At 63.0% G+C, this 24,485-nt stretch carries 16 protein-coding genes; 14 read left to right on the top strand and 2 right to left on the bottom strand.

Translation table 11 applies throughout. The features are described 5' to 3' along the window. Positions 1-333: 333 nt before the first annotated feature. The 6 genes from ygeW to BN1143_RS19050 all read left to right on the top strand — a co-directional run bounded on the left by ygeW (position 334) and on the right by BN1143_RS19050 (position 7,857). Entirely contained in the window at positions 334-1,521 is a 1,188-nt protein-coding gene (gene ygeW / locus BN1143_RS19025; protein WP_042051731.1) for a knotted carbamoyltransferase YgeW, read from the top strand. A gap of 127 nt (positions 1,522-1,648) precedes the next feature. Further along, positions 1,649-2,848 carry a diaminopropionate ammonia-lyase gene (gene dpaL, locus BN1143_RS19030; protein ID WP_042051732.1) on the top strand — a complete coding sequence of 400 codons (1,200 nt, stop codon included), beginning with the start codon at positions 1,649-1,651 and terminating at the stop codon, positions 2,846-2,848. Between the two features lie 117 nt (positions 2,849-2,965). After that, entirely contained in the window at positions 2,966-4,183 is a 1,218-nt protein-coding gene (locus BN1143_RS19035; protein ID WP_042051734.1) for a YgeY family selenium metabolism-linked hydrolase, read from the top strand. Between the two features lie 119 nt (positions 4,184-4,302). Then, positions 4,303-5,727: a dihydropyrimidinase gene (hydA, locus tag BN1143_RS19040; protein ID WP_042051865.1), complete on the top strand. Its 1,425-nt coding sequence runs from the start codon at positions 4,303-4,305 to the stop codon at positions 5,725-5,727. Positions 5,728-5,822: 95 nt separating this feature from the next. Then, positions 5,823-6,755: a carbamate kinase gene (gene arcC, locus BN1143_RS19045; protein ID WP_017764418.1), complete on the top strand. Its 933-nt coding sequence runs from the start codon at positions 5,823-5,825 to the stop codon at positions 6,753-6,755. A 178-nt stretch (positions 6,756-6,933) separates the two neighbouring features. Next, entirely contained in the window at positions 6,934-7,857 is a 924-nt protein-coding gene (locus BN1143_RS19050; RefSeq protein ID WP_005301161.1) for a DMT family transporter, read from the top strand. Between the two features lie 71 nt (positions 7,858-7,928). Here BN1143_RS19050 and yqeB read toward each other — a convergent pair whose 3' ends face one another. After that, positions 7,929-9,521: a selenium-dependent molybdenum cofactor biosynthesis protein YqeB gene (gene yqeB, locus BN1143_RS19055; RefSeq protein ID WP_042051735.1), complete on the bottom strand. Its 1,593-nt coding sequence runs from the start codon at positions 9,519-9,521 to the stop codon at positions 7,929-7,931. A gap of 19 nt (positions 9,522-9,540) precedes the next feature. Next, on the bottom strand, positions 9,541-10,389 hold the full coding sequence (yqeC, locus tag BN1143_RS19060; protein WP_042051736.1) for a selenium cofactor biosynthesis protein YqeC: 849 nt from the start codon (positions 10,387-10,389) through the stop codon (positions 9,541-9,543). Here yqeC and mocA point away from each other — a divergent pair. The 8 genes from mocA to BN1143_RS19100 all read left to right on the top strand — a co-directional run bounded on the left by mocA (position 10,388) and on the right by BN1143_RS19100 (position 24,278). Beyond that, the gene (gene mocA, locus BN1143_RS19065) at positions 10,388-11,023 is read left to right on the top strand and encodes a molybdenum cofactor cytidylyltransferase (RefSeq protein ID WP_226009926.1); all 636 of its coding nucleotides are present in this window, start codon (positions 10,388-10,390) and stop codon (positions 11,021-11,023) included. The two genes, yqeC and mocA, sit on opposite strands and share 2 nt — an antisense overlap. Before the next feature lie 420 nt (positions 11,024-11,443). Further along, positions 11,444-14,554, top strand: a complete 3,111-nt coding sequence (gene ygfK / locus BN1143_RS19070) for a putative selenate reductase subunit YgfK (protein ID WP_042051737.1) — start codon at positions 11,444-11,446, stop codon at positions 14,552-14,554. Between the two features lie 30 nt (positions 14,555-14,584). Continuing rightward, positions 14,585-15,913, top strand: a complete 1,329-nt coding sequence (gene ssnA, locus BN1143_RS19075; protein ID WP_042051738.1) for a putative aminohydrolase SsnA — start codon at positions 14,585-14,587, stop codon at positions 15,911-15,913. 80 nt (positions 15,914-15,993) lie between these two features. After that, on the top strand, positions 15,994-16,770 hold the full coding sequence (gene ygfM, locus BN1143_RS19080; protein WP_010633913.1) for a molybdopterin-dependent oxidoreductase FAD-binding subunit: 777 nt from the start codon (positions 15,994-15,996) through the stop codon (positions 16,768-16,770). After that, a complete protein-coding gene (locus BN1143_RS19085; protein ID WP_231570697.1) occupies positions 16,767-19,664 on the top strand; it encodes a molybdopterin-dependent oxidoreductase Mo/Fe-S-binding subunit in 2,898 nt (965 codons plus the stop codon). Before ygfM ends, BN1143_RS19085 begins: the two co-directional genes overlap by 4 nt. A gap of 95 nt (positions 19,665-19,759) precedes the next feature. Further along, positions 19,760-21,277 (top strand): nucleobase:cation symporter-2 family protein, encoded by a 1,518-nt coding sequence (locus BN1143_RS19090; protein ID WP_042051740.1) that lies wholly within the window; start codon positions 19,760-19,762, stop codon positions 21,275-21,277. Between the two features lie 24 nt (positions 21,278-21,301). Beyond that, positions 21,302-22,618, top strand: a complete 1,317-nt coding sequence (guaD, locus tag BN1143_RS19095; RefSeq protein ID WP_010633916.1) for a guanine deaminase — start codon at positions 21,302-21,304, stop codon at positions 22,616-22,618. Between the two features lie 286 nt (positions 22,619-22,904). Continuing rightward, on the top strand, positions 22,905-24,278 hold the full coding sequence (locus BN1143_RS19100; protein ID WP_042051742.1) for an NCS2 family permease: 1,374 nt from the start codon (positions 22,905-22,907) through the stop codon (positions 24,276-24,278). Positions 24,279-24,485: the final 207 nt, after the last annotated feature.

Genomic DNA, 24,485 nt, shown 5'->3' on the forward strand with positions numbered 1-24,485 from the left:
TTGGCAGGTGTCGGTGATAGCCGGACTGATAATTATCAGGGCCGGCTTGGTCTCCTCTCACCCTATTCTCGCGCTATTTCAGCAGCGTTCAGCCATCAGCTTGAAAATAAGATATCTCACCTGCCTTGGCGGGGCGCCATATAGCCTCAGGCTGTGCGCCGGCTCACATTCAAGAATCCTTTTCTGGTTATTTCCCGCTTATTTATGCGTTGGCACGCTTATTGATTGCCCTTATTTGACGCTGACCGATGAACTCACCCAATGGCCCTTGTTTCGGTGACCTGTGAGTGGAAGGGGAGCAATGCATTTCTCATCAACAGATTGGGGCTAACGATGAAAGCAGTGAACCAGTTAATCAAAGAGATCAATGAACTCAAGTCCAACCTGCATGAAAAAGACTTCCTGCTGACCTGGGAGCAGACCCCTCAGGAGCTGGCGCTGGTGCTCAAACTGGCCGAGGCCCTCAAGGGACTGCGCGCCGAAAACATCGCCACCAAGCTGTTCAATACCGGTCTTGGCATCTCGGTGTTTCGTGACAACTCCACCCGTACCCGTTTCTCCTACGCCTCCGCCCTCAACCTGCTCGGCCTGACCCAGCAGGATCTGGATGAAGGCAAGTCCCAGATTGCCCACGGCGAGACCGTCCGTGAAACCGCCAACATGATCTCCTTCTGCGCCGATGCCATCGGCATTCGCGACGACATGTACCTGGGGGCCGGCAACGCCTACATGCGTGAAGTGGGCGCCGCGCTTGACGAAGGGTTCGAGAAGGGAGTGCTGCCCCAGCGCCCGGCGCTGGTCAACCTGCAGTGCGACATTGATCACCCGACCCAGTCCATGGCTGATCTCGCCTGGTTGCAGGAGCACTTCGGCAGCCTGGAGAACCTCAAGGGCAAGAAGATTGCCATGACCTGGGCCTACTCGCCGAGCTACGGCAAGCCGCTCTCCGTGCCGCAAGGCATCATCGGCCTGATGACCCGTTTTGGCATGGATGTGACCCTGGCCCACCCGGAGGGGTATGACCTGATCCCGGACGTGATCGAAGTGGCCAAGGAGAATGCCAAGGCCTCCGGTGGCAGTTTCCGCCAGGTCACCTCCATGGCAGAGGCGTTCAAGGATGCCGACATCGTCTATCCCAAGTCCTGGGCGCCCTATCAGGTGATGGAGCAGCGCACCGAGCTGCTGCGGGCCAACGACCACGCCGGCCTCAAGGAGCTGGAGCAGTATTGCCTGGCGCAGAACGCCAAGCACAAGGATTGGCACTGCACCGAAGAGATGATGGCCCTCACCAAGGGGGGCGAGGCGCTCTATATGCACTGCCTGCCGGCGGATATTTCCGGCGTCTCCTGCAAGGAAGGGGAAGTGAGTGAAGGGGTATTCGAGAAATACCGGATCGCCACCTACAAAGAGGCGAGCTGGAAGCCCTATATTATCGCCGCCATGATTGTCGCCCGTAAATTCTCGGCACCGGGTGCCGCCCTCGAAGGCTTGATAAAAGAGGCGCAAAAACGCGTCAAATAATGGCTTGGCCGGGCGGGAAATAAGTCCCGTCCGGCCGTCGTCATCACGCAATGATTGTCACGGGTTCTCTCCCCGGGGCGCTTTTCACTCGATGATCCCCGGCGAGATGACTCTTTGCGAGGTATTCATGTCCCAATTTTCCCTGAAGATGGAAATTGCCGATAACCGTTTCTTTACCGGTGAGTCGCTGCCCCTGTTTTCCTGTGCCGAGGCGCAAAAGGCCCGCGCCTTTCATAAAAAACTGGCCGGTTATGAGCCCACCCCCCTGTGCGATCTGAAGGCGCTCGCTGGCTATATCGGGGTGAAGAACATCCTGGTGAAGGATGAGTCCAAACGCTTTGGCCTCAACGCCTTCAAGATGCTGGGTGGGGTCTACGCCATCGCCAACCTGCTCTGTGAAAAATACGGGGTGGCGGTCGAGGATTTCACCTTCGATCTCATCAAGCGCACCATCAAGGAGCCGATGACCTTCGCCACCACCACAGATGGCAACCACGGTCGTGGCGTCGCCTGGGCCGCCAAGCAGGTGGGTCAGCATGCGGTGGTCTACATGCCCAAGGGCTCTGCGCAAGAGCGAGTGGACCACATCCTGGCGCTGGGGGCCGAGTGCATCGTCACCGACATGAACTACGACGATACCGTGCGCCTGACCATGAAGATGGCCGAGGAGCGCGGCTGGTACATAGTGCAGGACACCGCCTGGGAGGGTTACACCAGGATCCCGACCTGGATCATGCAGGGCTACGCCACCCTGGCCGACGAAGCGGTCGAGCAGATGCAGGCCATGGGCATCAAGCAGCCCACCCACGTGCTGCTGCAGGCCGGGGTCGGGGCGCTGGCGGGCGGCGTGCTCGGTTATCTGGTGGACTGCTTCGGGGCGAAGAACCTGCACAGCATAGTCGTCGAGCCGGATCAGGCCGACTGCATCTACCGCTCCGGCGTGGCGGGGGAGATGGTCAACGTGGGGGGCGACATGCGCACCATCATGGCCGGTCTCGCCTGCGGCGAACCCAATCCCCTCGGCTGGCCGGTGCTGCGTGGCTGCACCACCCAGTTCATCTCCTGCCATGACAAGGTGTCGGCGCTCGGCATGCGGGTGCTCGGCAACCCCCTTGGCAATGACCCTCGCATCATCTCCGGCGAATCCGGTTCGGTCGGTACCGGTGTGCTGGCGGCGGTGCGCCACCACCCGGATCGCGCGGCGCTGATGGCCCGGCTGGGGCTGGATGAGCAGTCGGTGGTGCTGGTGATCAACACCGAAGGGGACACCGACGTGGCCCATTACCGGGAAGTGGTGTGGGAAGGCAAGCACCCTGCCTGCGGGTAATCCCGCCTGCAAATGAAAGAGGCACGAATTGAAACAGGATGGTACCCGGCGGGTGCCATGACGAGTAGCGGGCGGGAGGCGCACTCCCGCACCCCAGGTTGGTTATGGAGAATCACAATGAGCAAGCAAATTCCGTTTGAAATGGTGTTGGAGAAGGCCTACCAGTACAAGGCCGAGATGACTCAGTTCCTGCGCGACATGATCGCCATCCCGAGTGAGAGCTGCGATGAGGAGCGGGTGGTGCTGCGCATCAAGCAGGAGATGGAGAAGGTCGGCTTCGACAAGGTCGAGATCGACCCCATGGGCAACGTGCTGGGCTATATCGGCCACGGCCCGCACCTGATCGCCATGGATGCCCACATCGATACCGTGGGGGTCGGCAACATGGCCAACTGGACCTTCGATCCCTATGAGGGGATGGAAGATCACGAGATCATCGGCGGTCGCGGCGCCTCCGATCAGGAAGGGGGCATGGCCTCCATGGTCTACGCCGGCAAGATCATCAAGGATCTGGGGCTGGAAGACGAGTACACCCTGCTGGTGACCGGCACCGTGCAGGAGGAGGACTGCGACGGCCTCTGCTGGCAGTACATCATCGAGCAGAGCAAGATCCGCCCCGAGTTCGTGGTCAGTACCGAACCGACCGACTGCCAGATCTACCGTGGCCAGCGTGGTCGTATGGAGATCCGCGTCGAGGTGCAGGGGGTCAGCTGCCACGGCTCCGCGCCGGAGCGCGGTGACAACGCCATCTTCAAGATGGGCCCTATCCTCGGCGAATTGCAGGAACTCAGCCACAACCTCGGCCATGACGACTTCCTCGGCAAGGGCACCCTGACCGTCTCCGAGATCTTATTCACTTCGCCAAGCCGCTGCGCCGTGGCGGACAGCTGCGCCGTCTCCATCGACCGCCGTCTCACCTGGGGCGAGACCTGGCAAGGGGCGCTCGACGAGATCCGCGCCCTGCCTGCGGTGCAAGCCGCCGGTGCCGAGGTCTCCATGTACCAGTACGACCGTCCGGCCTACACCGGCTTGGTCTACCCGACCGAGTGCTACTTCCCGACCTGGAAGGTGGAAGAGGATCACATCACCGTCAAAACCCTCTCCAAGGCGTACACCCAGCTGTTCAACAAGGCGCCGGTGGTGGACAAGTGGACCTTCTCGACCAATGGGGTCTCCATCATGGGTCGTCACGGCATCCCGGTCATCGGCTTTGGCCCGGGTAAAGAGCCGGAGGCCCACGCGCCGAACGAGAAGACCTGGAAGGAGCATCTGGTCAAGTGCGCCGCCATGTACGCCGTGATCCCCATGCTCTATCTGGCCGAGCTGGACAAGTAAGGGGTCTGCCGGGCGGTGACTGCCATCGCCGCCCGGCTGTGGCAAGTGTGGCAAGTGCCCCGTCTGTGTTGAGGCGGGGCCTTGCTGTTTGAAGCGATCGGATGTTCGAGGTGGTGGGGATGAAACGGCTGATCAAGAACGGTGTGCTGGTCGATGCACAGGGTGAATATCGTCAGGATCTGCTGATCGAAAACGGGGTGATCCTTGAGCGCGCCGCCGCTATCGAGCCCGATGGCGAGACCGAGCTGATCGATGCCAGTGGCTGCTACGTGATGCCGGGGGGGATCGACGTCCATACCCACTTCAACATAGATGTCGGCATTGCCCGCAGTTGCGATGACTTTTTCAGCGGTACCCGTGCCGCCGCCTGTGGTGGCACCACCACCATCGTCGATCACATGGGATTTGGCCCGGCGGGGTGCAACCTGCATCACCAGCTGGCCCGCTATCACGACTATGCCGCCACACAGGCGGTGGTCGATTACAGCTTTCACGGGGTTGTCCAGCATGTGGATGATGCCATCCTCCACGAGATGACCGCCATGGTGCAGGAGGAGGGGATCAGCAGCTTCAAGCTCTATCTCACCTACCAGTACAAGCTGGGTGATCACGACGTGCTGCGCGCCCTGGCCCGCCTCAAGGAGGTGGGGGCGCTTGCCACCGTCCACCCCGAGAACGATGCCGCCATCGCGGCGCGCCGTGCGGCCCTGCTGGCCGCCGGCCACTGTGAACCCTGGTATCACCCGCAAAGCCGCCCACTGGAGTGCGAGGCGGAGGCCATCGCCCGGATGATCAATCTGGCGGGGCTCGCGGGCAATGCGCCGCTCTATATCGTCCATCTCTCCAATGGCTTGGGGCTGGAGTACCTCAAGCTGGCGCGCCGTCAGGGGCAGCCGGTCTGGGTGGAGACCTGCCCGCAATACTTGCTGCTCGATGAGCAGTGTTATTACAAGGAGAACGGGGTCGACTATCTGCTGAGTCCGCCGCTGCGTGGGCGTAGCGAGCAGGACAAGCTGTGGGTCGGCATCGCTGCCGGCGACATCGACGTGGTGGCGACCGATCACTGCAACTTCTCCCACGTCCAGCGCATGACCCTCTCCGGCGGCGATTTCAGCCGCTGCCCCAACGGCTTGCCTGGGGTCGAAAACCGGATGCTGCTGCTGTTTGCCCACGGAGTGCTCGGCGGGCGCATCTCGCCGTCGCGCTTCGTGGCCCTCACCAGCGCCAACCCGGCGCGCCTGTTTGGCCTCTGGCCGCGCAAGGGCAACCTGCAACTGGGGTCTGACGCCGATCTGGTGGTGATGGATCCCCGTGGCGAGACACTGATCCGTCACGCCGCGCTACACGACAACGGTGACTACAGCCCCTACGAGGGAATGCGCTGCCCCGGTCGGATCAGGCTGACCCTGAGCCGCGGCGAGATCGTCGCCCGCGATGGCGAGTTTCTGGGGCAACGCGGTCACGGCCGCTTTCTGGCCAGAGCGCCCTTTGACCCGGCCTTGGCACCGGAGCTGCACTCGCCTTGCCCCGTGGTGGCAGGCTGACAATCCGTTCGAAACAGGCTGACCCGCAAGCTTATGTGCACAACGAAAGGTGGGCCGGTATCGCGCCGGCTTGTCCCCTCACTGGAGATAACAAGATGAAACAGCGAATCGTACTGGCCCTTGGTGGCAATGCGCTGGGCAACAACCTGCCCGAGCAGATGAAGGCGGTGCAGAGCACGGCGGGCACCATTGCCGACCTGATTGCCCAGGGGCACGAGGTGGTGGTGACCCATGGCAACGGCCCGCAGGTGGGGATGATCCAGCAGGCGTTCGAGGTGGCGGCCCGCCACGATCCCAAGGCGCCCCATCTGCCCATGTCGGTCTGTGTGGCCCTGAGTCAGGGTTATATCGGTTATGACCTGCAAAACGCCCTGCGCGAGGCCTTGCTGGAGCGCGGCATCCACAAGCCGGTCGCCACCCTGGTGACCCAGGTGGAGGTTGACAAGAAGGATCCCGCCTTCCTCGACCCGAGCAAGCCCATCGGCGGCTTCTTCAGCAAGGAGGAGGCCGAGGTATTGATGGCCAGGGGCGAGCGGCTCAAAGAGGATGCCGGTCGCGGCTATCGCCGGGTGGTGGCATCTCCCAAACCCATCGATATCATCGAGAAAGAGACCGTCTCTGCCATGCTGGCCGCCGGTCAGGTGGTGATCACCGTCGGTGGCGGCGGCATTCCGGTGCTGCGGGAGGGCAATCACCTGCGCGGTGCCAGCGCGGTGATCGACAAGGATTGGGCCAGTGCCAGGCTGGCGGAGCTCATCGATGCCGACATGCTGATCATCCTTACCGCGGTGGAGAAGGTCGCCATCAACTTCGGCAAGCCCGAGGTGCAGTGGCTCGATACCCTGAGCGTGGCCGATGCCAACAGCTTTATCGCCCAGGGGCAGTTTGCCAAAGGCTCCATGCTGCCCAAGGTGGAGGCGGCGCTCTCGTTCGCCACCTCCATGGCGGGGCGCAAATCCCTGATCACCCTGCTGGAGAAGGCCGCCGATGGCATTGCCGGCAAGACCGGCACCCTGATAAGCCAGTAGGAGCGAGCAAGGTTGTAACCTGGGGGCCGTAGGCCCCCTTTCTGTTGGTTGGTGCAGGGGGTTGGCAGAGGGATGCATGGGCCGGCCAGCTCTTATCTGCGGTGGGCAGGGGGACGGCAGAGGAGTAAGATGGCGCCCCGAATGGCGGACGCACCGGCCGCAGCAACAAGGCAGCACAATGAATAGCAAGTTGAACATGGCGGCGCTGGGGGGATTGGTCCTGCTCACCGCCATCTGGAGTTACAGCTGGATCGTGATGAAGCAGGTGATGCTCTACGCGGGGGCGTTCGAGTTTACCGCCCTGCGCTGCCTGTGCGGATCCCTGGTGTTGCTGCTGGTGCAGTGCCTGCGTGGCCGCCGTTATCTCAAACCCACCCCGTTTCGCTATACCCTCGCCATCGCCCTGTTCCAGACCTGCGGCATGGTGGGATTGGCCCAGTGGGCGCTCATCAGCGGCGGGGCGGGCAAGGTGGCCATTCTGAGTTACACCATGCCGTTCTGGGTGGTGATCTTCGCGGCGCTCTTTCTGGGTGAACGGATGCGCAAGCTCCACTATCTGGCGGTTGGGGTGGCGGCCTGCGGCCTGCTGTTGGTGATCGAGCCCTGGCAGCTACATCTGGATTCCATGAAGAGCGCGCTGCTGGGCATGGCCTCCGGCATCTGCTGGGGGATCAGCGCCATCATCGCCAAGCGGATGTATGCTCGCCACCCTGCGGTGGATCTGATGTCCCTCACCACCTGGCAGATGATCTACGCCACCCTGGTGATGGCATTGGTGGCGGCCCTGGTGCCGGAGCGACCCATCGACTGGCAGCCCTATGTATTTGGTGCGCTCGCCTACAGCGCCATCTTCGCCACGGCGCTGGCCTGGAGCCTCTGGTTGTTCGTGCTGAAAAAGCTGCCGGCGGGGATCGCCGGGCTCAGCACCCTGGCGGTGCCGGTGAGCGGCGTGCTGCTCTCCTGGTGGCTGCTGGGGGAAAACCCGGGGCCGGTGGAAGGGAGCGGCATCGCCCTTATCGTGCTGGCGCTCATCGTTATCAGCCGCAAGGGCAAGCGCTCTGTGGTGTCGGTGGTGGGGGAGACCCGGGTCAAGCAGGGCTAAGCCGATTGCCGGCAAAGAGATAAAAAGGGCCCGCCATCATGGCGGGCCCTTCTGGTTTTAAGAACACTCTCTTATCTGCGCTGGGCCAGATGCATCATGGCCTCCAGCACGGCGCCGCCGATGGCGCGTGCCTTGTCAGAGACGGTAGTGGGATCGGCCCGCTCGCCCCTGGGGTCGATGTCACCGATCTTGAAGCCGACGGTCACCTCGATGCCATCGCTGAGCAATCCCCGTACCATGCCGGAGAGCGGCGCTATGATGGGGGCGTCCCCCACATGGGCGATCACGTCCCCCTCCTGCACCAGATCGCCGAGCCTGATCAGGCTCTTCATCACCCCGGCGACAGGGGCGCGTACCACCCGGCGGGCGGAGTGCCCCTCGATCACCCCGGGAATGCCGGTATTGGGCTGGGCAGGGCCCTGATAGATGACCCGGCCCAGATGGTGGCCGCGGTTGGTCTCAATGACCGCATCGCAGTCGCGACCCGCCTCAAAACCCGGGCCAAGGGCCACCGTGATGGGGGCCATCTCCCTGTGGGTGCCGAGATTCTGCTTGGCGAGGATGGCATCCACCAGATAGCGGGGCTTGAGTTCGGCAAGGGTGGCGCAGTCGGGGTCAACCAGCAGCGGTATGACGCCCAGATCCAGCTGCTCGAACGCCTGCTCGACGCTCTCCACCCGCTTGGCTCGCACTCCTTCGACGCGGGTTTCACCGTCGAACATCCCCTGGGCGAAGGCGACGGTGCGGCGGATCACTGTGGGTTTGTCGAGATCCAGCATCACCACCTTGAAACCGGCATGGTAGAGGCGCAGCGCCACCCCGGTGGCGATATCGCCGGAGCCACGCATCACCACCAGCTGATCCCGCTTGAGGCGCACGTCATCCTGCATCAGACCACCCGCTTTACCGTTTTTCACCTGCAGCAGCTCGGCGAGGATGCTGATGGCGATCTCCTCGGGGGTTTCGGCACCTATGTTGTAGCCGATGGGGGCGTGCAGCCGCTGCAGTTGCTCTTGGCTCACCCCTTGCTGGCGCAGGGCCTGGGTGAAGGTCTGCACCTTGCGCTTGCTGGCGAGCAGCCCCAGATAGGCGAGGGGACGGCTGATGAGCCGCTCCAGCGCCTCCTTGTCCTGGTGGTTGGTGGCGATGATGACGAAGTTGGCGGGCTCGATGGCCAGCGCCTCGATCACCGCGCTGATGGTGTCGGCCTGCACCAGATGGGTACCGGCCGGGAAGCGATCTGGGCTGAGGCTCCCCTCGAAGCAATCCCCCACATGGATATCAAAGCCGAGCGGCGCCGCGGCATGGGCCAGTGCCCGGTTGACGTGGCCGGCGCCGATCAATACCAGACGTGGGCGCAGGCCGTAGACGTCGATATAGACCGACATGGCGCCGCCGCAATCCGAGCCCACAGCATGTTCGCCGTTGCGGGCCATCCGACCGTGGAAGATGCGCGGTTTGCGCTCGGCAATGGCGGCCATCGCTTCTTCTATCACCAGCCGCTCTATCATGCCGCCGCCTATGGTGCCGAGGATCCGGCCATCGGCCATCACCAGCATCTGGGCCTGATGGCGCGGGGTGGAGCCCCGGCTCTCGATGATCTGGGCCATGGCAAAGGGGGTGTTCTCCTGCTCCAGTCGGGCAGCGTGTGCAAACAGATTCATAAGGTACCTCGTATCATCCTTAACGGGTCAGCGACTGCGCGGCTTCGGGGGCAGGCCGACAGCAAACATGGTGAATGGCGCCGGGTTCACGCACGGCCCCCTGCCAGATGGCGTGGAGCTCGGGGTGGCGTTGCAGCAGGTTTATCAGGGCGGGCAGCCACTGCTGCTCATTTTGATAATCGCCATTGATAAACCAGACTCGGCGCGCCCCGGGCGGGGTGCCCTTGAACGCCCCCTCGGGGTGGGCGATGAGCCGGTCAAACAGGGCCCAGTCGAGTGGCTCACCTGCCGCAATCCCGCACAGGGCCTGGAACTCGGCCCAGCGGTGGATCTGCGCCGGGTCGGCGCTGGCGCCCACCATGGCGCCGCCCACCATGGCGATCACCCAATCACTGTGCCGAGGAATGCAAGGTTCGTGCAAAGCGGGCGCTTTCAATAACTTGTGATGGGCGCCGTCCGCCTCCACCAGGATGATGTCGAAGCGTTGCTGCCCCTTGAGCAGATCGATCTGCTGGGGGCTCGGCCCCACCGCCTTGCCGCTGGCCCGATCGAGGTGGCTGAACAGCACCAGCTGCATCGGTTTATCGGGCAGTGCCTGGCAGCGGGTCAGCTGACGAATGGGGTCGGCCTCGATCAGCAGGGTGCGCCGAGGGGAGGGGGCGGGCAGAAACATCCGGGTGCTGGTGGTGAGCAGCACCTTCTTGCCCTGTTGATGGAAATAGTCGGCCAGCCAGAAGAGGGTGCTGGTTTTCCCCCCGGCGCCGCAAAGACTAATTAAAGTGGTACGCCCATCAATATTTTCGGTGAGCGGGTTTAATACACTCTCGATATTTGGCGAGGTGAGCAGAATGGGTGATGAAATAGCCATGGCGACGACCGATGAAAATAGAGGCGCGGTCAGTGAGAAGCACTGGCATTCGCGCGAGCGGTGCGACTGCCTAATTACGGCGGCCGGCCTCTCATCACGAATGGGCGCGTGGAAATTGATGCTACCGTATCGCCAGAGCACGATTCTTGATGAGAGTCTCAAAAATGCCCTGGTGCTGTGTGACCGGGTCATTCTGGTGGTGGGGCATCGCGCCGATGAGCTGATCAGCCGCTACGCCAATCACCCCCGTATCCGGCTGGTACACAACCATGATTATGCACAGGGGCTTGGCAGCTCCATCCGCGCGGGGCTCGCCGCCTGTAGCAGCGATCACCTCTTCATAAGCCACGGCGATCTGCCCTGCATCCCCCCCGAGGTGTACCGCACGCTCTGGCAGGCACGGGGGGACGAGACCCTCTTTCCCTCCTATCAGGGGGAGGCGGGCCACCCCGTGCTGTTGCCCAGAGCCCTTGCCAGGGCGCTGGCGGCGGCGCCGGCACAGGGTTCGGTGCGCCGCTGGCTGCTGGCGCACCCCCATCGATTCATCGAGATGCAGAGCGCCGCCATCCTGCAGGATGTGGACACCCCGGAGCGTTATCAGGCGCTGCTGGCAAACGAAGCATTCGAGCGCTGAACTGGTCGTCTGGCAGGGGTTTGTCCGGCCTTGCTTTGCATATTTATCCCCTTGTCTAACCCGTTATCAGGGGCCGACAGCGGCCGTTATCATCCTGGCCGGCCTGATAATGGCGGCGGCCTCGCTCTTTATCAAACTGATAGCGCGCCGCGCCAAAGTGAGATCATTTTTAGCCGTGAGGGCGGTGTTTCCATTATTTAAATTCGGTGTTGATAGCCACTCTCATTGTCGAAACTGGTATCGGCTTTCGATGTTTTATTAATTGGAGGTGCCTCACGTTTTTATGGCTGAAAAATAAAAAGATCCGGCGCTGGCCTGATTGTTGCTCTTGTCAGTTTCAAGGGGCTTTTTATGCGTGGTTATGGATGGGCCCCATTTATTCACCCTGTCAATGAGCAGTGCCGCTGCAAGGAGATCAACATGGGCGATATTATGCGACCCGTTCCCTTCAAGAACCTTCTGGTCCGTATCTTCTCGGAATATAAAGCGAGTCAATCCATCTTCGGCATTCCCGCCGCGCAATTCTATCGCAAGCAGGACGAGCGCAAGATCAAGGTGTTCGGTGAAACCTGCGAGACCCCCATAGGCCCGGCAGCCGGCCCCCATACCCAGCTGGCCCAGAACATCGTTACCTCCTGGCTGACCGGCGGGCGCTTTATCGAGCTCAAGACGGTGCAGATCCTGGACCGTCTCGAACTGGAAAAACCCTGCATCGATGCTGAAGACGAGTGCTTCAACACCGAGTGGTCTACCGAGTTCACCCTGCCCAAGGCGTTTGACGAGTATCTGAAAGCCTGGTTTGCCCTCTATCTGCTGGAGGAGGTGTTCGACCCGCGCCTCGACGGAGAGGCCAAGTCCTTCATTTTCAACATGAGCGTGGGTTACAACCTCGATGGCATCAAACAGCCACCGATGCAGCAGTTCATCCATAGCCTGATGGATGCAAGAAGTAATCCGAAATTTGCCGAGTACCAGCAGGTGGTGCGAGACCTCGTGGCCGACGAGCAGTTTATCGCCGAGCTGGGACTGGGGGCGCGGCGCGCTCGCCTGCAACAGCTGGTGGATCGCATCCCGGCCAAGCTGGTGCATGGCGTCACCCTCTCTACCATGCACGGCTGCCCGCCCAACGAAATTGAGGCCATCTGCCGCTACATGCTGGAAGAGAAGGGGCTCAACACCTTCGTCAAACTGAACCCGACCCTGCTGGGTTACCCGCGGGTGCGCGAGATCCTCGATACCTGCGGCTTTGATTACATCGGTCTGAGCGAAGCGTCGTTCGATCACGACCTCAAGCTGGATCAGGCCAAGGCGATGCTGACCCGCTTGATGGCGCTGGGGGCCGAGAAGGGGCTCACCTTCGGGGTGAAGCTCACCAACACCCTCGGCACCATCAACCGCAAGGGGGCGCTGCCGGGTGATGAGATGTATATGTCCGGCCGTGCGCTGTTCCCGCTCTCCATCAATGTGGCCGCCGTATTGTCGCGCGCCTTCGATGGCAAGTTGCCCATCTCCTACTCAGGCGGTGCCAGCAAGTTCAATATCTGCGAGATCTTCGAAACCGGCATCCGCCCCATCACCATGGCCACCGATCTGCTCAAACCCGGTGGCTACCTGCGCCAGCTGGAGTGTCTCAAAGAGATAGATGCGTCCGACAGCTGGGCCATGACCCGGGTGGATGTCGCCAAGCTGGAGGCCCTGGCCGCCAAGGCGCTCACCATGGATTACACCCAGAAGGAGTGGAAGTCCGAGGATCGCATCGAAGTGGGCGGCGGCCTGCCGCTGACCGACTGCTACGTGGCGCCCTGCGTCACCGCCTGCGCCGTGCATCAGGATATCCCCGAGTACATTCGTCTGATGGGCGAGGGAGAGTATGTGGCGGCCCTTGAGCTGATTTACCAGCGCAACGCCCTGCCGGCCATCACCGGCCACATCTGCGATCACCAGTGCCAGTACAACTGCACCCGTCTCGATTACGACAGCCCCCTCAATATCCGCGAGCTGAAAAAAGTGGCCCTCGAGCGCGGCTGGGAAGGGTACAAGGCGCGCTGGCACAAGCCGGCCGGCAGCGGTGACAAACACCCGGTGGCGGTCATTGGCGCCGGCCCGGCCGGTCTCTCCGCCGGCTACTTCCTGGCCCGCGCTGGTCACCCGGTCACCGTGTTCGAGCGCGAAGCGGATGCCGGTGGCGTGGTCAAGCACATCATCCCTGAGTTCCGCATCCCGGCCGAGCTAATTCAGCACGACATCGACTTTGTCGCCGCCCACGGGGTCAAGTTCGAGTTTGGCTGCGATCCGGCGCTCACCGTCGACAAGCTGCACGCCCAGGGCTTTACCTATGTCTTCGTCGGCATCGGCGCCGACAAGAATGGCGGCATGCGCCTTGAAGGAGGTCATGAGCGGATTTACAAGTCTTTTAACTTCCTGCGCAGCTTCAATCAGGGCAAACGGCTGCCGCTGGGTCGCCATGTGGCGGTGATCGGCGCCGGCAACACCGCCATGGACTGCGCCCGCGCCTCCCTCAAGGTGCCAGGTGTCAGCGATGTGACCGTGATCTACCGCCGTAGCGAGAAAGAGATGCCCGCCTATCGCGAGGAGGTTCTGGAAGCGGTGGAAGACGGGGTACGTTTTTGCTTCCTCACCAATCCGGAGCGCTTTGACAAAGATGGCAAGCTCACAGTTCGGATGATGGCGCTGGGGGAACCTGACGAACAGGGCCGCCGCCGTCCGGTGCCCACCGAGCAGACCGAAGTGATGCAGATGGATGCCCTGATCACCGCCATCGGCGAGCAGCCTGACTGCGAAGTATTGAAAGCGATGGGCATTCCTCTTGGCAGCGATGGCTGGCCCAAGGTGGATGGCCAGACTGGTGAAACCAGCCGTCGCAACGTCTTCTTGATTGGTGACGTGCAGAGCGGCCCATCCTCCATCGTCGGTGCCATCGGCGGTGCCCGCCGCGCCGCGGATCTGGTGCTCTCTCGCGAGCATATCGCAGGCAGTCAGCCCGAGGTATCAATCCAGCCGTCGGGCAAGGACGAGATCTACCGCCGCAAGGGAAACATCGCCGTCACCCTGGTGGACAAGGGCGAGCGGGAGGCCTTCGTGGCGCAAGAGGCGCACCGTTGCCTCGAGTGCAACTACCTCTGCAGCAAGTGCGTGGATGTCTGCCCCAACCGGGCCAACGTCGCCATCGCGGTGCCGGGCTTCAAGGACCAATTCCAGACCCTGCACCTGGATGCCTACTGCAACGAGTGCGGCAACTGCGCCCAGTTCTGCCCGTGGCAGGGCAAGCCCTATCAGGACAAGGTCACCATCTTCAGCCTGCCCGAGGACTTCGACAATAGCCGCAACCCCGGTTTCTATCTGGCTGACGGTGGCGAACTGCGGGTGCGTCAGGATGGCGAGATCTATCGCCTGACCATAGACGCCCAGAGCCGGATCCAGGATGCGCCCGAGGCGCTTGGCGACATGTGCCGCATCATCAGCCATGTCCATGCGCACCACCACTACCTGCTGGGGGCCGTCGAGGCCTGAGTGAACAACGAATAAGCGAAGGAGCCAATCATGTTTATTCTGAAGAACGTCACCGCCCTCCAGCTGGAACCGACCCTGGTGCTGGAAGGGGTGGATATCGCCATCGAAGGATCGCTTATCAAAGCGGTGGGGCCCAATCTGCGGGCCCTCTACCCGCAGGCCAACTATCGGGAGATGGGTGGCAAGCTGGTGATGCCGGGCATCGTCTGTGCCCACAACCACTTCTACTCCGGCCTGTCGCGGGGGATCATGGCCAACATCGCCCCCTGCCCGGACTTTATCTCCACCCTGAAAAACCTCTGGTGGCGCCTCGATCGGGCGCTCGATGAGGAGTCCCTCTACTACAGCGGCCTCATCTGCTCGCTGGAAGCGATCAAGAGCGGCTGCAGCGCGGTGATCGACCACCACGCCTCGCCCAACTTCATCAAGGGCTCCCTGAATGTGCTGCGCAAAGGGTTTGTGGAGGCGGGCCTGCGCGGCATGACCTGCTTCGAGACCACGGATCGCAACGGCGGCCTCGCCGAGCTGCAGGCCGGGGTGGAGGAGAACATCCTGTTCGCGCAGGCCATTGATGCCGCCAAGGCCAAGGGGAGCGAGCCCTATCTGGTGGAAGCCCATATCGGTGCCCACGCACCCTTCACCGTGCCCGACGAGGGGCTCGCCATGCTGCGCGAAGCGCTGCAGGTCACCGGTCGCGGGCTGCATATCCATGTGGCGGAAGACCGTTACGACATGGCCCATGCTCACCACCACTATGGCAAGGAGCCCATCGCCCGGTTGGATGCGTTTGGCCTGATCGACAGCAAGACCCTGATCGCCCACGGCATCTACCTGAGCCCGGCTGACATCGAGCTGCTCAACAGCCGTGATGCCTTCCTGGTGCATAACGCCCGCTCCAACATGAACAACCACGTGGGCTACAACATGCACCTGCCGGAGTATCGCAATCTGGCGCTCGGCACCGATGGTATCGGCTCCGACATGCTCGAAGAGCTCAAGTTCGCCTACTTCAAACACAAGGATGCCGGCGGAGCACTCTGGCCCGACAGCTTTGCCCGCTTCCTCTGGAACGGCAACACCCTGCTGGAACGCAACTTCGGCGCCAAATTTGGCCGCCTGGAGCCGGGCTACAAGGCCGACCTCACCATCTGCGACTACGCCGCACCGACCCCGCTGGCGCCGCGCAACCTCGGCGGCCATCTCGCCTTTGGCATGGGCTCATCCTCGGTCAACAGCGTGATGGTGGAGGGGCGCATGGTCTATCAGGATCGCGAGTTCGCCTTTGACGTCGAACCCATTTATCAGCAGGCCAGCAAGGTGGCGAGCCGCCTGTGGCAACGGATGGATCAGCTGGCCTGAGGCCACACTCCGCACGTTTGGACTGGATTGCCCGCCCTGTGGATTTTCCCGGCGGCGGGCAGCAAGAGTAAGGACGACACATGATTGAGCAATTCTTCCGACCCGAGCAACTGGGTCAGGCTTTGGAACTCAAGGCCCGCTTTGGCAACGACGCCGTCTACATGGGGGGCGGCAGCAAGCTCAACGCCGCCCCGACCCGCACCGACAAGAAGGTCGCCATCTCGCTGGACAAGCTCGGACTTGGCCAGATTGAGCAGCAGCACGGCCAGCTCCACATCGGCGCCACCGTCACCCTGCAAGCCCTCAAAGACGACCCCCGTACCCCGGCCGCCCTGTGTGAGGCGCTGGGGTTTGTCTACTCCCGCCATCTGCGCAATCAGGCCACCCTCGGTGGCGAAATTGCCTGCCAGCAGCAGGACTCCCCCCTGCTGCCGGTGCTGCTGGTGCTCGAAGCGGTAGTGGTGCTGGAGAACAACCAGCTGCAACCCATCGATGCCTATCTGGCCGGCCAGCGCAAGGAGCTGGTGCTGGGGGTGGTGCTGCCGGAGCCCGAGCTGCGCTGCGCCACTCGTCGCATCAGCCGCAACGCCGACGGCCTGGCGGTGATGACTGCTGCGGTGGCCCTCGACGCCCTTGGCGAGATGCGGGTCGCCCTGGCGGGTGTCACCCCGCAACCGATGCGCCTGCGGGACGTGGAGCGTCATGAGCTGCACGATGCGGCGCTGGAGGCGGCGGTGAGCGCGCTGATTGCGCCGCGCGCGGATCTCGGTGGCAGCGTGGCCTACAAGCGCTATATCAGCGGCGTGGTGGTGGCGGATCTGCTGGTGGAGTGCCAGCAGCAGGAGGTACAGGCATGATGGAACTCAACTTTACCCTGAACGGTGCCCTGCGCACCGTCATCGCCCCGGCTGGCGAGAATGCCCAGCGGGTGCTGTTCAACCAGTGTCGGATGCACTCGGTGCGCAACAGCGACGACGGCTTCGGCTTTGCCGGCTCCGACGCCATCCTCTTCAATGGCAAGGTGATCAACGCCTCCCAGCTGATCGCAGCCCAGCTGGAGGGGGCAGAGGTGCGCACCGCCGAGTCGCTCGGCAGCTGGAACCAGCTCAGTCTTGTGCAGCAGGCCATGGTGGACGTGGGCGTGGTGCAGTCCGGCTACAACGATCCGGCCGCGGCGCTCATCGTCACCGACCTGCTTGATCGCCATCCCGAACCCACCCGTGATCAAATCGACGACGCCCTCTCGGGCCTGTTTCACCGCGATGGCGGCTACCAGCAGTTCTATCAGGCCATCGAGCTCGCCAGCTCGCGCCTCAAGGATCCCGATTACCTGTGCCAGATTGCCCCCGAGTTTCGTGACGATCTGCGCCACATCGGCAAGAGCTGCCCGAAAGTGGACGCCGCCAAGATGGTGCAGGCCAAACCCTGCTACGTGGAGGACAGGGTCACCGAGGATGCGCTGGTCATCAAGATGCTGCGAAGCCCCCATCCCCATGCGGTGATCACCAAACTCGACGTGAGCCGCGCCGAAGCCATGGCGGGGGTGGTGCATGTCATCACCCACCTCAACTGCCCGGATGTCTACTACACCCCGGGTGGCCAGAGTGCCCCCGAGCCGTCACCGCTGGATCGCCGCATGTTTGGCCGCAAGCTGCGCCACGTGGGGGATCGGGTGGCCGCCGTGGTGGCCGAGAGCGAAGCCATCGCCTTGGCGGCGCTCAAACTCATCGAGGTCGAGTATCAGGTGCTGCCGGCGGTCATGAGCATAGACGAGGCGATGGCCCCCAATGCACCGCTGGTGCACGACGAGCCCATCGTCTACATGGCCGGAGCGCCGGCGGATCTGGAGCAGCAGAACGCCTGCTCGGTGCGCCGTGGCGACGAGCATATGATCATCAACTTCCCCATCGGCTCTCGCCCGCACGAGAACCTGGCCGCCAGCGTCCATGGCCAGATTGGCGATGTGGCCAAGGGCTTTGCCGAGGCGGATGAAATTGTCGAGCGCACCTACGAATCCACCCAGGCCCAGCAGTGCCCGACCGAGCCGCACATCTGCTTCACCTACATGGATGGGGATCGGCTGGTGATCCACGCCTCCACCCAGGTGCCCTGGCACGTGCGCCGTCAGGTGGCGCGCATCGTCGGCATGAAGCAGCACCAGGTGCATGTGATCAAGGAGCGGGTAGGGGGCGGCTTTGGCTCCAAGCAGGATATCCTGCTGGAAGAGGTGTGCGCCTGGGCGACCAGGGTTACCGGCCGTCCGGTCACCTTCCGCTACACCCGTGAAGAGGAGTTCATCAGCAACACCTCCCGCCATGTGGCCAAGGTGAAGGTGAAAGTGGGGGCCAAGAAAGATGGCACCATTACCGCCATCGAGATGGATTTTCGCGCCAACACCGGCCCTTACGGCAACCACTCTCTGACGGTGCCGAGCAACGGCCCGGCGCTCTCGCTGCCGCTCTACCCGTGCGAGAATGTGCGCTTTACCGTCAACACCTACTACAGCAACATCTGCCCGACCGGCGCCTATCAGGGTTATGGCGCGCCCAAGGGCAACTTCGCGCTGACCATGGCCATTGCGGAACTGGCCGAGAAACTCGGCATCGATCAGCTCGACATGGTGGAGCACAACCGGGTGCACGAGGGGGATATCCTCAAGGTGCTGGGGGCCATCGGCGAGGGCAAGATGCCCACCTCGGTGCCCCACGCGGCCAGCTGCGCCCTTGAGCCCATCCTGAAACAGGGGCGCGAGCTCATCGAGTGGGACAGCCCCAAACCCGCGGACGGGGATTGGCGCATCGGCCGTGGCGTCGCCATCATCATGCAAAAATCGGGGATCCCGGATATCGATCAGGCCAACTGCATGGTCAAGCTGGAATCTGACGGCACCTTTATCGTCCACTCCGGTGGCGCCGATATCGGCACTGGCCTGGATACCGTGGTGGCCAAGCTGACTGCCGAGGTGCTGCACTGCCCGCTCGGAGATGTGCACGTCATCTCCGGCGACACCGACCACGCCCTGTTCGACAAGGGGGCCTACGCCTCGTCAGGTACTTGCTTCTCCGGCAACGCGGCCAAGAAGGCGGCCGAGAACCTCAAGGAGAAGATCCTGTTCCACGGCGCCGCCATGCTGGGCGAGCCGGTAGCCGATGTTGAGCTGGCGTTCCCGGGCGTGGTGCGCGGCAAGCTGGGGGAGGTGAGCCTCGCCAAGCTGGCCCACAAGGCCGAGACAGGTACCGGCTTCGGTATCCTGGTGGGCACCGCCAGCTACATCACCTCTGAGCTCGCCTTCCCGTACGGCGCCAACTTCGCCGAGGTGGCGGTCAACGTCAGAACCGGCGAGATCCGGCTCGACAAGTTCTACGCCCTGCTCGACTGCGGCACCCCCATCAACCCGGAGCTGGCACTCGGCCAGATCTACGGGGCGACCATGCGGGCCATCGGCCACTCCTTGACCGAGGAGATCTGCTACGACGGCAAGGGCATTCCGCTGACCCGGGATCTGAAGAGCTATGGCGCGCCCAAGATCGGCGATATTCCGCGCGATTTTCGGGCCTTCCTAGTACCGAGTGACGACAAGGTCGGCCCTTACGGCGCCAAGTCCATCTCGGAGATCGGGGTCAACGGCGCCGCACCTGCCATCGCCACCGCCATCCACGACGCCTGCGGTGTCTGGCTGCGCAAGTGGCACTTCACGCCGGAGCAGATCCTGCGTGAACTGGGCAAGCTGGAGCAACAAGCGTCGGCATAACAAAAGAAAAGGTGAGGGGCGGGCACAGGCTCGCCCCCAGCACCTGACAGCGGAATGAGTACTCCGCCCATATTCTGTGTGATGGGACAATCAAGATGTCTAAAACAACACGCAAGCACTCGGACCTGATTTACGCGCTCGAAGACAAACCTCCCTTTTACCAAACCCTGATGGGGGCCGTGACCCACCTGCTGGCCATTTTTGTTCCCATGGTGACGCCGGCCCTCATCGTGGGCGGGGCCCTTGGCCTCTCCACCGAGACCACCGCCTACCTGGTCTCCATGGCGATGATCGCCTCCGGCATCGGCACCTGGCTGCAGGTGAACCGTTACGGCCCCATCGGCTCGGGGCTGCTCTCCATCCAGTCGGTCAACTTCTCCTTCGTCACCGTGATGATTGCGCTCGGCAGCGCCATGAAAAAAGATGGCCTGCACGAGGAGCTGATCGTCTCGACCCTGCTCGGGGTCTCCTTCGTCGGGGCCTTCCTGGTGATGGGCTCCTCCTTCGTGCTGCCCTACCTCAAGCGGGTGATCACCCCGACCGTGAGCGGGGTGGTGGTGCTGATGATTGGCCTGAGCCTCATCAAGGTGGGGATCATCGACTTTGGCGGCGGCTTCTCCGCCATGAGCAGCGGCACCTTCGGCAAATACGAGAACATCGGCCTGGGGCTCTTGGTGCTCTGCGTCATCGTCGCCTTCAACTGCAGCAAGAGCCCCTTGCTTCGCATGAGCGGCATCGCCATCGGCCTGCTGGTGGGCTATGCGGTGGCCCTGATGCTCGGCATGGTGGATTTCTCCGCCCTTGAGAACCTGCCGCTCATCACTGTGCCCATCCCGTTCAAGTACGGTTTTTCCTTCGATCTGCACGCCTTCGTGCTGGCCGGCACCATCTATCTGTTGAGCGTGCTGGAGGCGGTGGGGGACATCACCGCTACCGCCATGGTCTCCCACCGGCAGATCCAGGGCCCCGAGTTTCAAAAACGGCTCTCCGGCGGCGTGCTGGCGGACGGCCTGGTGTCGGTGATCGCCTCGGCGCTCGGCTCCCTGCCGCTCACCACCTTCGCCCAGAACAACGGCGTCATCCAGATGACCGGGGTGGCCTCGCGCCACGTGGGCAAGTTCATCGCCGTCATCCTGGTGCTGCTCGGCCTCTTCCCGGTGGTGGGGCGCTTCTTCACCACCATACCGTCGCCGGTGATGGGGGGCGCCATGGTCATCATGTTCTCCATGATCGCCATCGCCGGCGGGCGCATCATCATCAGTCACGGCTTCGATCGGCGCGAGACCCTGATCGTCGCCACCTCGCTCGGGCTGGGGCTCGGGGTCTCCTATGACCCGAACGTGTTCAAAGTGCTGCCGGCGGGGATCTACATGCTGGTGGAGAACCCCATCTGCGCCGGCGGCATCACCGCCATCATCATGAACCTGGTGCTGCCCCAGAGCCGTAGACGCAAGGCGGCCGCCAATGCCGCCGAGGCGGTAGAGCTGATCCAGCTGAGCGACAAACCCGACACCCGTTTTGCTACCCGGCCCGCTCCGTCGGCCACCGCCCGCCAACAGGGGCTGGCGACGGAGGAGGCCCAGGTGCGCGCCCCGCAAGTGGATCGCGGCTAACGAACAACTAGAGGGAATTGAGAGATGAAAAACGACAACTCCGTCAAGGCAGTGCGCGGCAGCTTCTTTGACATCACCCGGGTGGTGAGCCAGCCCGAGGAGATAGAGCCCAATGCCCGTCTCATCGAAGATGGCCTGCTGATCATTCGCAACGGCTGCATCGACTGGTTCGGCCAGTGGGAGGAGGGCCGAGATCGCATTCCGGCCCAGGTGCGGGTGCGGGATTATCGCGGCAAGATGATAGTGCCGGGCTTTGTCGACACCCACATCCACTACCCGCAAAGCGAGATGGTGGGGGCCTATGGCGAGCAGCTGCTGGAGTGGCTCAACCGCCACACCTTCCCGGCCGAGCGGCGCTACAACGATCTCGAGTACGCCCGCGAGATGTCCACCTTCTTCATCAAGCAGCTGCTGCGAAACGGCACCACCACGGCGCTGGTGTTCGGCACCGTCCACCCCGAATCGGTGGATGCCCTGTTCGAGGCGGCCAGTCGCATCAACATGCGGATGATCGCCGGCAAGGTGATGATGGATCGCAACGCGCCCGACTATCTGCTCGATACCGCCGAGAGCAGCTATGAACAGAGCAAGGCGCTCATCGAGCGCTGGCACGGCAACGGCCGCTTGCTCTACGCCATCACGCCGCGCTTTGCTCCCACCTCGACCCCGGCGCAGCTGGCGATGGCGCGGCGGCTGCGCGAAGAGTACCCGACCACCTACCTGCACACCCACCTGTGCGAGAACAAGGACGAGATAGCCTGGGTCAAATCCCTCTTCCCGGCGCATCAGGGCTATCTCGACGTCTATCACCAGCACGGCCTCACCGGCCATAACTGCGTGTTTGCCCACTGCGTCCATCTGGAAGAGCAGGAGTGGGATTGCCTGAAGGAGACCGGCTCCACCATCGCCTTCTGCCCCACCTCCAATCTGTATCTCGGCAGTGGCCTCTTCAAGCTGCACAAGGCGTGGCACAAGCAGGTGAAGGTGGGGATGGGCACCGACATCGGCGCCGGCACCACCTTCAACATGCTGCAGACCCTCAACGAGGCCTACAAGGTGATGCAGTTGCAGGGCGAGCGCCTCTCGGCCTATCAGGCCTTCTATCTGGCCACCCTGGGCGGCGCCCATGCGCTCGGGCTGGACGAGCAGATCGGCAGCTTCGCGGTGGGCAAGGAGGCGGACTTCGTGGTGCTCGACCCGGTCGCCACCCCGCTGCAGCAGCTGCGCTACGACAACTCCACCACCTTGCGCGACAAGCTGTTCGTGCTGCTGACCCTGGGGGATGACAGATCCATCTACCGCACCTATGTGGATGGTCAGCTGGTGCACGAGCGGGGCTGATCCGGTTTTCAAAGCAGAGGGGCGGGCATGCTCGCCCCGGGAACACGGCAGCAGGGGCCAGCGTGGTGCCTGCGCCGCACGACAGGCGAGGCGCTTGCCCCGCCACAGCAGGTGAAATGGCCCGGTTTTTTTTAGACGGCAAGTTAAACGTTTGCCTTGTCTGCCAACCCCATGATGCCGGCGACCGTGGCAGCAGAGATCCACGGCACCGACCGCCATTTCGACACGACACATTCAGGGATGCAGGAAGGAGTCGGCCATGAGCCAGACAAACAGGATAAACGAGATGGACGGGGCAGTTGCGGACAAGGGGGCGGCGGGACGACAGCCCGCCGGCGGCGCGCTCGATCGCTACTTCATGATCAGCGAGCGAGGCTGCAACGTGCGCCAGGAGGTGCTGGCGGGGCTCACCACCTTCCTCGCCATGGTCTATTCGGTGATCGTGGTGCCCAGCATGCTCGGCAAGGCGGGCTTTCCCCCCGGCGCCGTGTTCGTGGCCACCTGTCTGGTAGCGGGTTTTGGTTCGCTGCTGATGGGGCTCTGGGCCAAGCTGCCGATGGCCATCGGCTGCGCCATCTCGCTCACCGCCTTTACCGCCTTCAGCCTGGTGCTGGGGCAGCAGATCTCCATCCCGGTGGCGCTCGGCGCCGTCTTTCTGATGGGGGTGCTGTTTACCGCCATCTCGGTGACCGGGGTGCGCAGCTGGATCCTCGACAACCTGCCGATGGGGATCGCCCATGGCACCGGTATCGGCATCGGGCTCTTCCTGCTGCTGATCGCCGCCAACGGGGTGGGGCTGGTGATCAAGAACCCGCTGGAGGGGCTGCCGGTGGCGCTGGGGGCCTTTACCTCCATGCCGGTCATCATGTCCCTCATCGGGCTGGCGGTCATCGTCGGGCTGGAGAAGCTTAAAGTTCCGGGCGGGATCCTCTTGGTGATCATCGCCATCTCCATTTTCGGCCTCATCTTCGATCCGGCGGTCAAGTACCAGGGGCTGTTCGCCATGCCGAGCCTCGCCGACGAGCAGGGCAACTCCCTCATCTTCAGCCTGGACGTGATGGGGGCGCTCTCGCCGCTGGTGCTGCCAAGCGTGCTGGCGCTGGTGATGACGGCGGTGTTTGATGCCACCGGTACCATTCGCGCCGTGGCGGGGCAGGCCAACCTGCTGGACAAGGACGGTCACATCATCAACAGCGGCAAGGCGCTCAGCGCCGACTCCATCAGCAGCATCTTCTCCGGTCTGGTGGGGGCCGCGCCGGCCGCCGTCTACATCGAATCGGCGGCGGGCACGGCGGCAGGGGGCAAGACCGGTCTCACCGCCACCGTGGTGGGGGTCTTGTTCCTGTTGATGCTGTTCCTCTCGCCGCTCTCCTACCTGGTGCCGGCCTATGCCACCGCACCGGCGCTGATGTACGTGGGGCTCTTGATGCTGAGCAACGTCGCCCGGCTCGACTTCGATGATTTCGTCGGCGCCATGTCCGGCCTGCTGTGCGCCGTCTTCATCGTGCTCACCTGCAACATAGTCACCGGCATCATGCTGGGCTTCAGCGCCCTGGTGATCGGCCGCATCTGCTCGAAGGAGTGGCGCAAGCTCAACGTCGGCACCGTCATCATCGCCCTGGCGCTGGTGCTCTTCTACGCCGGCGGCTGGGCCATCTAGTCCGCATCGCGTCCTTCTCTATCGCGGGGCCAGCCTCTCTTGGCCGGCTCCGCGCCGCAAACCAAACTCATACCATTTTGATAACGGGGCTTACCAGATTGATAACGCCGCCCGACCACTGGCGCCGCCGAGTCCTCCATGGGCTGCTGCTGCGGGGCCGGCCACGGCCATGACGGAGAGCCTGATGGGCGCCGGATGGGATCTTCT

The organism is Aeromonas dhakensis, from assembly GCF_000820305.1.
Taxonomy (GTDB): domain Bacteria; phylum Pseudomonadota; class Gammaproteobacteria; order Enterobacterales; family Aeromonadaceae; genus Aeromonas; species Aeromonas dhakensis.